Origin of the sequence: Verrucosispora sp. SN26_14.1 (assembly GCF_004307965.1) — a bacterium.
Taxonomy (GTDB): Bacteria; Actinomycetota; Actinomycetes; order Mycobacteriales; family Micromonosporaceae; genus Micromonospora.
In genome coordinates this window covers 1-13609 of record NZ_SISL01000132.1, presented here as the reverse complement: position 1 = coordinate 13609, position 13609 = coordinate 1, and the positions used below count along the sequence as shown (strand labels likewise).

The following is a 13609-nucleotide window of genomic DNA, read 5'->3' as shown; positions in this document are numbered from 1 at the left end:
GTCGGCGGGCGTCGCACGGTCGGCGGGCGGGTCGACTGCCGTTGCGGGGCGCGCGTGTGACGCGCGTCTGACCCGTCGGCCTCTTTTCCCATCGTGAACGGGGGTTTAGTGTGGGGACGGGGGAGGGCAACCCCCGTCCCCACTGTGTTGCGGTACACGCACGGGCGGATTTGGCGTCCCAGTCGTGCGTGTCGCGCGGGAGCCGGGCCACGCGAGTGGCTTGAGGTCCACCTCCCTCCACTATGGTGGGGCGGCGGCTGACGGCGGTGTCCGGGCTGGCCCGCCGTCGGCCTCTGGTCTAGTCCCCGGCGCTGTGGGCACAGCCCCGGGTGATCTTCTTTTTGGAACCTTGTCGATGGAAGCGCTCCCATCGACGTTGCTGCGACTGTAACGCCCGTCACGGCTTTGTGAAAGCCCCAAAACGAGATCGAAACAAGCCGGTGTTTCCGGAAGTTCCTGTGCTGGATCTGGGAGCGCTTCCATGGCAGACTGTCGATCGACCGCGTGGAGCCAGATACGCGTGAGTGCAGGTTGCCGAGGGCAGCCCGGCTTGTCCGGTAACGGCGTCCTGATCGCAGCGGGGAGCAGCAGTCGTGCGACGGCGCCCCCGCCGCCCCCGGCCTTCGGGCCGACAGAGAGACCACCATCCACTTGGCGCCTCGCGGACACCCTGTCGGCGTGGCGTCGCGCCGGGGGGCACCGTCCCCGGCCTGGTCCGAGGAGACACCGCGCAGATGAAGAATCTGGCAAGACGTCGGCGCATGGCGTGGCTCGCCGCCGCGGCGCTGGCGATCGGCGGGGTGACCGTACCCGCCGCCGCCGCACAGGCCGCACCGGCCTGCGACGTGGTCTACGCGACGAACGACTGGAGCAACGGCTTCACCGCCAACGTCACCGTCAAGAATCTCGGTGACCCCATCACCGGCTGGACGCTGAAGTTCGCCTTCCCCGGCAACCAGCGTGTGACCCAGGGCTGGTCGGCCCGCTGGACCCAGAGCGGCAACGAGGTCACCGCCGTCAACGAGTCGTACAACGGCAACCTGGCCACCGGCGCCAGCACCACCATCGGCTTCAACGGCTCCTACAGCGGCAGCAACCCCAAGCCGACGTCCTTCTCGGTCAACGGGGTCACCTGCGGCGGCGTGCCGCAGCAGCCGCCGACGGTGAGCCTGTCGGTGCCCGCCGGGCCGTTCGTGGCCCCGGCCGACGTACCGCTGACCGCCACGGCCAGCGACGCCGACGGCACCATCACCAAGGTCGAGTTCTACCGCAACGGGTTGCTGGTCAACACCGACACCACCGCCCCGTACGCGTACACGCTGGAAGACCTTCCGGCGGGTGCGTACACGGTGCAGGCGCGGGCGTACGACAACGCCAACCTCTCGGCGGTGGCCGAGCGGTCCTTCACCGTCACCGCGGCCACCGGGCCGGCGCTGGTCGCCACCCCGACGTCGGTCAGCGTGCCGGAGGGCGGCACCTCGACGTTCAACCTCAAGCTGGACCGGGCACCCACCTCGAACGTGGTGGTGAGCCTGGCCCGCACCGGTGACTCGGACATCAGCGTGACCCCGTCCACGGTCACCCTGACGCCGAGCAACTGGAGCACCGGCGTCACCGTGACCGTCGCGGCGGCGGAGGACGCCGACACCGTCGGCGGCACCGCCACCATCACCGCCTCGGCCACCGGCTACGCGCCGCTGGCGATCACCGCCACCGAGATCGACAACGATGTGCCCGGTGGCGGCGACGGCGAGTACGTGGAGCGGTTCCTCGCCCAGTACGGCAAGATGAAGAACTCGGGCTACTTCAGCCCCGAGGGCGTGCCGTACCACTCGATCGAGACGCTGATCGTCGAGGCGCCGGACCACGGCCACCAGACCACCTCCGAGGCGTTCAGCTTCTGGCTGTGGCTGGAGGCGTACTACGGGCGGGTGACCCAGAACTGGGCGCCGTTCAACAACGCCTGGACCGTGATGGAGAAGTACATCATCCCGTCCTCGGCCGACCAGCCGACCGCCGGTTCCGCCGGTGACGCCAGCTACGCCGCCGAGCACGACCTGCCCAACCAGTACCCGTCGCAGTTGGAGTCCTCGGTCCCGGTGGGTCGCGACCCGCTGCGCTCGGAGCTGCAGCAGTCCTACGGCACCGGCGACATCTACGGCATGCACTGGCTGCTCGACGTCGACAACACCTACGGCTTCGGGCGCTGCGGCGACGGCACCACCCGGCCGGCGTACATCAACACCTTCCAGCGGGGCACCCAGGAGTCGGTCTGGGAGACCGTGCCGCAGCCGTCCTGCGACACGTTCCGCCACGGTGGCCAGTACGGCTACCTCGACCTGTTCGTCAAGGAGTCCAACGCCCCGGCGCGGCAGTGGAAGTACACCAACGCCCCGGACGCCGACGCCCGTGCCGTGCAGGCCGCCTACTGGGCGCTGACCTGGGCCAAGGAGCAGAACAAGCAGGCCGACGTGGCGGCCACCGTGACCAAGGCCGCCAAGATGGGCGACTACCTGCGGTACGCCATGTTCGACAAGTACTTCAAGCGGATCGGCAACTGCGTCGGGGCCAGCCAGTGCCCCGCCGGTAGCGGCCGCGACTCCGCGCACTACCTGCTGTCCTGGTACTACGCCTGGGGCGGCGCGTACGAGACCAGCCAGAACTGGTCGTGGCGCATCGGTTCCAGCCACAGCCACTTCGGCTACCAGAACCCGTTCGCGGCGTGGGCGCTGACCAACGTCAACGAACTCAAGCCGCGCTCGTCCACGGCGGCGGCGGACTGGACCAACAGCCTCAACCGGCAGCTGGAGTTCTACACCTGGCTCCAGTCGGCCGAGGGCGGCATCGCCGGTGGCGCGACCAACAGCTGGGGCGGGCACTACGGCACGCCGCCGGCCGGTACGTCCACCTTCTACGGCATGTTCTACGACGTCGACCCGGTCTACAACGACCCGCCGTCGAACCAGTGGTTCGGCATGCAGGCCTGGTCGATGCAGCGCATCGCCGAGCTGTACCTGGTCAGCGGCAACGCCAAGGCCAAGGCACTGCTCGACAAGTGGGTGCCGTGGGCGATCGCCAACACCACGCTGGGCGCCAACTGGTCCATCCCGTCGGACATGGCCTGGAGCGGACAGCCGACCACCTGGAACCCGACCAACCCGCAGCCCAACACCAACCTGCACGTCGAGGTGACGGTCAAGGGCCAGGACGTCGGCGTCGCCGCCGCCTACGCCCGCACGCTGATCGCGTACGCGGCGAAGTCGGGCAACGCGGCGGCGAAGACCACCGCCAAGGGTCTGCTGGACGCCCTGCACGCCAACAGCGACGCGCAGGGTGTCTCGACGGTGGAGAAGCGGGGCGACTACCGCCGCTTCGACGACGTCTACGACGCCTCCACCGGGCAGGGCCTCTACATCCCGCAGGGATGGACCGGCCGCATGCCCAACGGTGACGCCATCGCCCCGGGCAAGAGCTTCCTGGACATCCGGTCGTTCTACAAGAACGACCCGGCATGGCCCAAGGTCCAGGCCTACCTCGACGGTGGGCCGGAGCCGGAGTTCCGCTACCACCGGTTCTGGGCCCAGGCGGACATCGCCATGGCGTACGCCGACTACGGGAAGCTGTTCCCCAACGGCTGACCGAAACTCCTCCGGGTGGGCGGTGACCCACCCGGAGGCTTCGGCCGGGCCTCGGGGGTAGAGGCAGGCACCGGCCGAACGACGGCCTGACACCCACGGTCAGGCCGGGGTGGGTCGGCCCCTCTGGCCGACGCAGCGGAGCGGTCGACCCACCCCACCGCCCCGATTGCGGGGGCGGGTCCGCAGATCGCGGAAAAATGTGACCGACCCGGGATCACACACCGGCCCGGGACGGAGTAACGTACATCACCGGAGAGGCCGCTCCCCCCGTGGCGGCCTCTCCCTTATTGTGCGGGCTCTTTACCGTCCGCCCCGGCGCCCGACGCCGCTTCCACGCCCGCCTCCGGCACCACCGGGTGACGCACCCCCGGATGACCCGCCGGCAGCGACCGGCGGATCACCGCCCAACTCACCGCCAACGCAGCGGCCACCAACGGCCACGTCATCCCCACCCGGGCCGCCGCCAGCCCCAACACCTGCCCGCCCAGATACAGCGGCACGAACACCGCCAGCCGCACCACATAGGTCGCGGTCCAGACCCAGCTGGCCCGCCCGTACGCCCGCAGCAACGCCGGATCACGGCGCCACCGCCCCCGCTGACCCAACGCCGTACCCACCACCACACCCAGCAGCGGCCACCGCAGCACGATGCTGGCCGCCCAGGCCAGAGCACTGGCGGCGTTGGCCAGCAACTGCACGAGGAAGAAGTCCTCGGCCCGCCCGGTACGCACCACCACCAGCGCGGCCACACAGACGGCCAGCAACCCGATCACCACCGACCGGGGCCGGTCACCGCGCCGCAGCCGCCACCCGGCCACCACCGCCCCGGCCACCAGCGCCGCCACGACACCCACCCGCACCGACTGACCGGCCACCAACCATCCCAGCGTGAAGGCCAGCGGAGGCACCGTGGCGTCGACCGCCCCCTGCCGTCCACCGAGCAGGTCGGCCAACGACTCCGGCCGCTGCGCCGCCGCCGGGTCGCGTTCCGCCGTACCGGTCACCATCTCCTCCTTCACCTGCGCCCCAACCTATCCCCGCGACATCGGCGGGCCACCGGCCATCCGGCCCCACCGTGCCGCTAAGTTGTCCGGGTGCGTGTGACGCCCCGGGGTGGGACTGCGGTCTGGCTCGTCGTCCTGGCCCTCATCCAGGTGGCGGCCTTCATCGCCATCTGGCGCCTGGCCCTCTACACCGGCCTCGGCCAGTGGATCGACACCGTCGCCCTGACCGGCAACCGGATCGGCCGCGACCACATCCAGGAACCCGTCGACCGCATCCTCAACGCCATGTCCGTGGTGTCACTACTCGCGGTCACCATCACCATCGGGTTCATCGCCCTCATCCGAGGCCGGATCGCCCTCGCCGTCGCCGCCACCGCACTGATCGCCGGCGCCAACGTCACCACCCAACTACTCAAGTACGGCCTGGCCCGCCCCGACTACGGCATCGACCCCGAACGCGCGTTCGTCGGCAACAGCCTGCCCAGCGGACACACCACCGTCGCCGCCTCCGTCGCCGTCGCCCTGGTGCTGGTGCTGCCACCCCGAGTCCGCGCCCTCGGCGCAGTGCTCGGCGCCACCTACGCCGCCGCCGCCGGAGTCGCCACCCTGTCGGCCGGCTGGCACCGCCCCAGCGACGCCGTCGCCGCGTACCTCGTCGTCGGCGTCTGGGCAGCCCTGGCCGGACTCCTGCTGCTGGTCACCCAACGCGAACAGGCCGAGGTGGAACCGGGCGACGCGCACCGGCTCACCGCCACCCTGCTCGGCGTCGGCGGCCTCCTGGTGATCGCCGGCTGCGCCCTGGCCCTCTGGTGGCTCATCGGCGTGCGCGGCACACCCCCGCAGGCACTCGGCCGCCGCCCCCTGTTCCTCGGGTACGCCGGCAGCGCCGCCGGCATCGTCGGCACCATGGGAGTCGTGATGGCACTGGTGCTGGCCTCCGTGCACCGCATCGTCCCCCGCCACCAGGGCTGACCCGTGCCCGGTCCGGACCCCCACCGCTCGGTCCGCGACGCCTTCGCCGCCGAGTGCACCCGGCTGAGCGAGGTGCTCGCCACCCTCGACGACACGGACCTGACCCGCCCCACCGACTGCCCGCCCTGGAACCTGGCGCAGCTGCTGGCCCACGTCCACACCGGCGTCGGCCGGCTGACCGACATGCTCGCCAGCCCGGCACCCGCCCAGGCGCACGTCGACGCCGCCGAGTACTTCGGCACGGCCAAGTTCACCCCACAGGTCGACGCCGACCGCATCGCCTCCGCGCAGGCGTCAGCAGACGTCGACAGCGCGTCCCGGCTGGCCGCCGAGTTCGACCGCGCCTGGCGGACCACGGTGGCGGCCGTCGACGCGTACCCGCCGGACCGGGTGGTGCGGACCCGGCACGGTGACGCGATGACGGTCACCGAGTTCCTGCGTACCCGGGTGCTGGAGGTCGGGGTGCACGGCCTGGACCTGGCCGCCGCCCTGGACCGACCGGCCTGGCTGACCCCGGCCGCCGCGCAGGTGATCGCGGACCTGCTCACCGGTGGGCGGGACGTGCCGGCGGAGCTGGGCTGGGATCGGCTGACCCTGATCGCCAAGGCCACCGGCCGCAGCCCGCGCAGCGCCGCCGAACAGGCCCTGCTCGACAGCGCGAGGCTGCGGCTGCTCTCCTTCGGCCGGAGTTAGGTAGATTCAATCTACGTAGATTGAATCTACCTAGATTCCGTTTACATGGATGGAGTGTGGTCGTCTCCCGTTCGGACCAAGGCGCGAGGTGCTGAGTCAGCCGGCGGTAGCCGTCGCTGCTGCGGGAGCCCAGCGGGTCAACCACTGCACGAAGGCCGTCGGGTCTCGCAGCTCAAGGTCACCGTCGGATTCCCACCGCAGCCAGTCGGGGCGGAGATATCCGATCACCGCCAACCGCCCATCGTCGGGTCCGAGCAGTTCGAGCCAGAGATCGGGCCACTGCATCCAGTCCATGACCTCGGTGTCGGGCCGTAGCGCCAGTGCCGTCCGCAGGTGAGTCAGCGCCTCTGCGTCACGCTGGTCGGCGAGGACGGAACGACGACCACGCCGTTTGCGATGGGGTTCACCCGGCCCGGCCGAGTCGAAGATGCGGACCCGGATGGTCCTCTCGAACGTTTCGGCCACGTCAGCAAGGAGATCGGTGGTCACGCCCGCCATTCTTGACGCGCAGTGGCGCGAGAGCCAGCAGGAATAGACGTACCGCCGAATCGTCAGTACGGCCTCCCGCACCTTTCAAGATCACGCTCGATCCTGGATCGAGTGGTTGCCGTCGCGCCAGGAGACCACTCGATCCAGGATCGAGCGTGATCTTCTGCATGGAAGTTCCAGGTGAGGCGCGGTCAGGCGGGGGAGCGGGGGGCCGGGACGTGCGGGACGGCGGTACGCAGGTGGGCCAGGACGACCGGGTCGATGCGGCCGGGCACCAGTCGTTGCTCCAGGTTCTCCATCCCGGCCCAGGCGACCAGGGCGTCCTCCGGCTCGGTCGGGTCGGCCGGGTGCCCGAGCGCGGTGAGGAGTCCGGCCACCTCGACGGCGAGGGCGCCGGCCAGGGTGAGCAGGGTGGCCGGGTCGGGGCGGCTGAACATGCGGGTGTGCAGCGCGAGCAGGCGTTCCAGTTCGGTGATCGGGTCGGGGTGGTCGTCGACGCGCAGGTCGATGGCGATGTCGCCGGTGCCGGCGTACCCGCTGCCTGCTCGGACGACGAGCAGGGCGGCGCTCTGCTGGCCGCGTCGGTCGCCGCCGGCGCTCTGGCCGGCGCGCAGCGCGGCGACCAGGCGTTGCGCGAAGGGCATGTCGGTGCCGGTGAGCCAGGTGTCGCGCAGGGCGTCGATGACCTCGGGGCCGGTGAGGATGTTGCCCTGGGCGGCCCAGCCGTCGCCGGTCTGGCCGCCGCCACCTGGCCCCGCACCGGCCGCTCGCCCGGACCGACCACCAGCAGCACCCCCGACCCGGCACCGGTCCGGCTCACCGGCCGATCACTGCCCGCACTGGACCTGGTCGACGGCGGGCAGGCCCCGGTCGGCGCCACGGCGAGCACGATACCCGCGGCACCGTGTCTGGCCCCAGCTCAGGAACCACCTCGCATGGTGTCCGAGGATGCGTCCGCACGCGGCGACCGTGCCGTGCCGCCGGACTGGTCGTGGCACGCCGACGATGAGGGCTTCGGCATCGCGGTACCCCCGGGGTGGCTCCGCTTCACCGATGGTGACGTCGTCTGCCTCCAGGATCCACACCAGGATCGACTGCTGGCCGTGGATCTCACGGTGCAGAGACGGACGATCCCGAGCGACCACTGGAGCGCCGAGGCCGACCGCCTGACCGAGGCCGGCGCGCTGCCCGGCTACACGAGGATCAGCATCGGCCCGCTGATCCGGCCCGGCGGCGCCGCCGAGTGGGAGTACGCCTGGGACGGACCGGACGGCGAACGGCGGCACGCCCGTCGACTGCTGGTCAACGGCACCAGCCCAGGGATGGCGTACGCACTGACCTGGGTGACCCCAGACGCCACCTGGACCGACAGCGAATCCGTCTACCGCGTCCTGTCCGGCAGCTTCCGTCGCAGCGCGTGAGCGATTTGTGCGTGCCGGACCCATCCGGCTCGGCCGCCGCACCGAACACCCGACGACGACACCCGGGCGCCGCGGCCGGGTCCACCTGATAGGAGAGACCTTTCGTGAGACTGACCCGTAGCCTGCTCGCCCTGCCCGCAGTGGCGCTGATCCTCGCCTTCCCCGGGACGGCGTATGCCGACGAGAGCGTCCAGGTGAAGCTGCTGGACCTCAACGAGACCGGCGCCACCGGCACCGCCACGCTGACCGCCACCAGCGGCGGCGACCTGAAGGTGCAGATCAGATCGCAGGGCATGACACCGAACTCGCCACACGCGCAGCACATCCACGGCGCGGCCAACGGCATGGACTTCCACTGCCCCGACAAGTCCGCCGACGCCGACGGCAACGGATACGTCAGCACCGAGGAGGGCCTGAAGATGTACGGCGACATCTTCATCTCCCTCACCACCACCGGAGACACGACCAAGGCCAGCGGCCTGGCCGTGGACCGCATGCCCACCGCCGACGCCGACGGCAACCTGACCTACGAACGCACCATCCCGGCGGCGGAACTGCCCACCGGCACCATCGAGCACCTCAAGGACCTGCACATCGTGCAGCACGGCATCGACGCCAACGGCAACGGCAAGTACGACATGGAAGCCCTCGGTGAATCGACCTTCGCCAAATCGGTCGGAGTCAACGGCATCCCGGCCGAAGCCACCGACCCGGCCACCTGCGGCATGGTCAGCGGCGCCGCCGCCGGTTCCGTCCCCGCCGGCGGTGTCGCCACCGGCGACGGCAGCACCGGCATCAGCTCCGGAGCCCTCAGCCTGTATGCGATCGGCGGTCTGGCGCTGCTCGGTGTGGCCGGCCTGGCCGTGACGCGTCGCCGCCTGGCGCGGCAGAACTGACCGGAACGCACGATGACCATCACCCGGCTCGCCACGCGTGGCGGTGACCGCCGGAGGCGTACGCTCCCGGCGGTCACCGCCATCCTCACCGCGATAGCCACCATCAGCGCCGGGGCTTGCTCGTCCGGCGACGTACCCACCGGCGCCCCGCCGCCGCCGAAGGCCGACGCCGCCGCCTCATCCGGCGGCCAACGCGACGAGCTCACCACCGGTCCACTGATGCCCAGCTCACCGCCAACCCGGGTATCCATCCCGTCGCTGAAGGTCAGCGCCCCGACCGTGCCGCTCGGACTGCAACCCGACGGCACCATGCAGGTGCCCGACACCGCCACCGACGTCGGCTGGTACACCAAGGCACCCACACCCGGCGCCCTCGGGCCCGCCGTCCTCGCCGGCCACGTCAACTGGAAGGGCCACGACGGCAGCTTCCACGACCTCGCCGCACTCGCGCCGGGCGCCACCCTTACCGTCGACCGCGAAGACGGCAGCCGGGCCACGTTCACCGTCACCAAAACCGAACGGCACCCCAAGGACACTTTCCCCACCGAAGCGGTCTACGGCCCCGTGGACCACGCCGCACTGCGGCTGATCACCTGCGGCGGCCCATTCGACACCGCACGCGACAGCTACCGCGACAACATCATCGTCTACGCCACACTCACACACGCCCAGCCCGCATAGCCACGCCAACCAGCCGATGACCCGCAGCCACGCTCTACCGGCTCTCCGTGGCCGCCCTGCGGGGGTGCCCGGCTGTGGAACATCCCGCTGACCGGCACCTGCGGCCGGCTGCGCACCGTGGAGTGCGGGCCGGACGAGCCCACCCCGGCCGGGTCCCTGTCGTGGGGGCCCGGCCGGGAGGGGATCAGCTGGTGGCCGCCTCCCAGACCCAGGTCTGGATCGGCCCCGGGCCGGAGGGGTCGACGGTGAGCTGCTGACCGTACCCGTGCTCGGTGAGGTACAGGTCGGTCGGCACCCCGTTGACCTCGGTCCGGTTGGCCAGGGTGAAGGAGGCCCCCTGCTGCCGCACGCACCACAGGTACTCGTCGGTGTCCGGGCGGAAGTCCTGCAGGGTCACCCCCGCCCCGAAGGTGGCGTTCCCGGTCGCCGAGGAGCTGAGGTACCGGCCCCCGTTGACCAGGTAGTAACAAGGGGTGTCCCCGGTGGACCCGGCGGGGATCCGGATGAACCGCTGGTTGGTGCCGTCGGTCTCCTGATACAGGATGATCGGGGTGTTGACGCCGGTGCTCTCCCCGGAGACGTCGGCGACCAAGTCGTGGGTGCCCTCCAGCGGGTAGTGGGTGATCTCCTGCAGGTCGGTCATCTCGGCCTCAGACTGGAGGAAGAAGCGTTGCCGGGCCGACCCGTCGGGATCCCGGCCGGCGAGCAGCCCCAGCTCCGGCACGACGGTCAGCAGTTGGTCGGTGACCCGGTTACGCAGGGTCCAGGTGCCGTCCTCCTGCGGATCGGGCCACCATAGTTGGTCCAGGGCCTCCTGGTGCCACTGGACCACCCAGCCGTCCCGGGCTCCCTCTGCCTGCCCCATCAGGCTGCCGGTCAGCAGGTTCATGATCTGGTAATACCCGGGGTGCTCTCCGCTGCGGATCAGGGACCACTTCTGCTGGAAGCCGCTGTGGTACGGGGAGTCCACCAGGAAGTGGCTGGTGCCGCTGTGGACGATGTCGACGACGTTGGTGGTGTCCGCGCTGCGCAGCAGGATCCCCTGCCCTGAGGGGGGCTCGGCCACCGGGGGTCGGGGCTCGGCGGCGGCCTGCAGCACCAGGTCGAACTGCACCGGCAGGTGGTCGGAGAGAACGATGTCGGTGCGCACCGTGCTGCCCGTGACCCGGGGCGCCGCCACCCCACGGGGTACCACCGCGTAGTCCAGCAGTGCGGTCGGGTTCGTGGAGGGGTGGGTCGCGGCTGCGGGGGTGTGCACCGCGAAGTGGGCGGCGTCCAGCACGGCGGCGAGGTTGTTCGGGTGTCGGTTGAAGTCCCCCATCGCCACCCAGTCCCGGGGGGTGTTGTTCGGCCCGGCGGTGAGCATCCGGACCCGGATTGCCTCCAGCAGCCCCGGCAGGTCGTTGCCCCCGGGGGACCAGCCGTGCAGGCTGAAGAAGACCGTCCCGCCGACGGTGACCCCCAGGGCGGGGCGACCTCCCAACGGGCTGGCCACCACGACGATCCCGGCCGGGTCGACCTGTTCCCGGGTGGCGATCGCCAGGTTCACCCGGCCCGCGGGTTCTGGGTTGGTGTCGGTCCACAGCCAGTAGAGGTATCCCCCGGGGCGACTGTTCGTGCCGCCGTACCGGTACTCCTCGACGTCGGGGGTGAAGAGGCCGTGTTGCGGGTCCTGGCGCACGAAGTCGAGCTGCGGGTGGTCGGCGAGGTGGTGGGCGCCCCCCGGAGGGCTGCCGGCCTCCTGCAACGCCACCACCTCCGCGTCGCGCAACAACCGCAGCAGTCCGCTGGTGTACTTGTTGTCATAGGAGCCGTCGGCGCGCGACCCGGCGCCCTGCATGTTCCAGGTGGCTGCCTTGTGGGCCTCGTCCTGCCGAGGGTCGAGCTGCCCGGCGTCGTGCAGGAACAGGGAGGGGCGGCGTCGGTCGGCCAACTGGACCACCCCCTGGCCCCCGGAGTAGTCCAGGGTCTCCCGGCCGGACCAGTCAGGGATGACCGCGCCGGACTGGGTCAGGTGCCGGAACCGGGCGGGGTGCGCAGGGTCCGAGCCGAACTGGTGCACCGCGTCGGCGGGCACCCCGGGGCTCTGCGCCGAGTAGGGGGTGTAGGGCGCGAAGGGACCCCCGGGGGTGACCTGCTTGGTCAGGGTGTTGCCGTGGAAGACGTTCTGCGGCCCGGTGGAGCCCGACCACTTGATCGCCTTCGGTCCGGCCCCCCACCAGATCGGGTACCAGGTGCCGTCGTCGAGTTCACCCCCTTCCCCGCCGCAGTTGGCGGTGCAACTGCCGGAGCGGTGTTCGTAGGGCACCCGCACGGTGTTGCCCTCGAAGAGGTTGTACCGTTCCCAGCCGCCGTGCAGGTTGAGGTCGGAGTCCAGGTCGTTGCGGAAGGCGACGTTCCGGCTGGCCGACCACTGGAAGGTGAAGTGCCGCAGGTTGCGGCTGGTGTTGTACGCGTACAGGGAGTCCCAGACCCGGCTGCCGCGCAGGTACCCGTTGCCGCCCTTGCCCTTGTTCCAGGCCCCGTCGAAGGTGTTCCCCTCGATGTGCAGGTTCCGGGCGACCTCGGTGACCAGGGGGTGGGAGCCGGTCATGGTGCCGTTGAGGCCCCGGGCCCAACTGTTGGCCGCCCACTTGAACAGGACGCCGTGCATGGCGTACTCCGGTGCCAGGTTGCCGTAGTTGTGCACCGCGTCGGCGGGGGAGAGGGCGTAGCTGCCGCCGCCGACCTTGGGCAGCCCGGTCATGTCCTGGGTGAAGGCGAAATCCTCGAACCCGACCCCCTCGACCACCTTCAGAGGGGTCACCTTGCTCTGGAAGGGGGTCTCGGTCAGCAGCGGGGCGGAGCCGTCGGAGACCGAGTCCACCGGCAGGTCGAACTCCAGGGGCCGGTCCAGGGTGATGGTCTTCGCACTGCCGGAGACACCGACGACCCGGAACATCTGCTGGCGCATGTGCAGGTTCTCGAACATGCTGCCGTGCTCGGCGTAGCTGAGCCCCTGCTCCTCGTAGAACTTGATGCTGTTGGCCGCTCCCACCCAGACGTGCCCGCCCAGGCTGAACTTGCCCATGTCGGCGTTGCTCACCAACTGGATCACGCTCTGCCCGGCCCGGGCGGAGAACCCGGGGTCGGCGGAGCGGGCGGCGACCCGGATCCCGGAGACCCAGTGCTGGTTGACCGAACCCTCGAAGAGGTCCTTGCGGTTGGCCGGGGCGGACTGCCACTCGTCGGCGTACCGGGTGGCCACCTCCCGGTTCTGCACCTTGAACAGGGCCCGGCCCGGCCAGATCCAGCCGCCCCGACCGGTGTCGTTGCCGCTGCCCCAGGTCATGGTGGTCGGTTCCCAGCGGCTGCCGTCGGAGCTGAGGGTGTCGTACCGGGTGTTGGTGTCCGGGCGGAACACCACCCGGGTGCCTCCGGTGCCGGAGCCCTGCCCCTTCAGCAGCAGGAAGCTCGCGTCAACGGAGATCTGCCGGGAGACGTCGAGCCGGCCGGCGGGTAGCTCGATCAGAGAGAGCCGGTAGTGGCTGGCGGTGGGGGAGCAGTCCGAGCGGATCGTGTCGATGGCCTGTTGCAGGCCTGCGCTGTCGTCCACCCCGTCGTCGGGGACCACCCCGAACTGGCTGGCCAGTCGGGACGGTTCGATGCGGCAGGGGGCCGCCCCGGTGACGTATCCGGCGGACGGGACCTGGCCGCCCAGGTATCCGGCTCGGGACCAGTCGGGCAGCCCCTCCCCGGCGACGAACCGGTTGGCCACCCCCAGATCCGGCTGGCCGGGTGGGTCGGCCATCGCGGCCGAGGGCAACGTCCGGGCC

The 13609-nt window shown here is 70.8% G+C and carries 8 protein-coding genes and 1 pseudogene; 5 read left to right on the top strand and 4 right to left on the bottom strand.

Annotated features, from left to right (window positions below):
* The first annotated feature begins 734 nt into the window (after positions 1-734).
* Entirely contained in the window at positions 735-3638 is a 2904-nt protein-coding gene (locus EYA84_RS14260) for a glycoside hydrolase family 48 protein (RefSeq protein ID WP_131053525.1), read from the top strand.
* Between the two features lie 284 nt (positions 3639-3922).
* On the opposite strand, the gene EYA84_RS14255 is transcribed toward EYA84_RS14260, so the two are convergent.
* Complete coding sequence (locus tag EYA84_RS14255) at positions 3923-4645, bottom strand: DUF3159 domain-containing protein (protein WP_131053526.1); 723 nt, start codon at positions 4643-4645, stop codon at positions 3923-3925.
* Positions 4646-4732: 87 nt separating this feature from the next.
* Here EYA84_RS14255 and EYA84_RS14250 point away from each other — a divergent pair, with 87 nt between their 5' ends.
* The gene (locus EYA84_RS14250) at positions 4733-5614 is read left to right on the top strand and encodes a phosphatase PAP2 family protein (protein ID WP_131053524.1); all 882 of its coding nucleotides are present in this window, start codon (positions 4733-4735) and stop codon (positions 5612-5614) included.
* A 3-nt stretch (positions 5615-5617) separates the two neighbouring features.
* Complete coding sequence (locus EYA84_RS14245) at positions 5618-6307, top strand: maleylpyruvate isomerase N-terminal domain-containing protein (protein WP_131053523.1); 690 nt, start codon at positions 5618-5620, stop codon at positions 6305-6307.
* 96 nt (positions 6308-6403) lie between these two features.
* Here EYA84_RS14245 and EYA84_RS14240 read toward each other — a convergent pair whose 3' ends face one another.
* Together EYA84_RS14240 and EYA84_RS14235 are read right to left on the bottom strand one after the other, a co-directional pair.
* Entirely contained in the window at positions 6404-6772 is a 369-nt protein-coding gene (locus tag EYA84_RS14240; RefSeq protein ID WP_131053522.1) for a hypothetical protein, read from the bottom strand.
* Positions 6773-6987: 215 nt separating this feature from the next.
* Positions 6988-7548, bottom strand: a pseudogene (locus EYA84_RS14235) (DUF1028 domain-containing protein); the annotation flags it as partial.
* A gap of 773 nt (positions 7549-8321) precedes the next feature.
* Here EYA84_RS14235 and EYA84_RS14225 point away from each other — a divergent pair.
* Positions 8322-9113, top strand: coding sequence for a hypothetical protein (locus tag EYA84_RS14225; protein WP_201272386.1), 792 nt, complete (start codon positions 8322-8324; stop codon positions 9111-9113).
* A 12-nt stretch (positions 9114-9125) separates the two neighbouring features.
* Complete coding sequence (locus EYA84_RS14220; RefSeq protein ID WP_131053520.1) at positions 9126-9794, top strand: class F sortase; 669 nt, start codon at positions 9126-9128, stop codon at positions 9792-9794.
* 184 nt (positions 9795-9978) lie between these two features.
* Here the strand turns inward: EYA84_RS14220 and EYA84_RS14215 are convergent.
* On the bottom strand, positions 9979-13609 hold a 3631-nt coding region (locus tag EYA84_RS14215; RefSeq protein ID WP_236145760.1), incomplete at its 5' end, for an endonuclease/exonuclease/phosphatase family protein.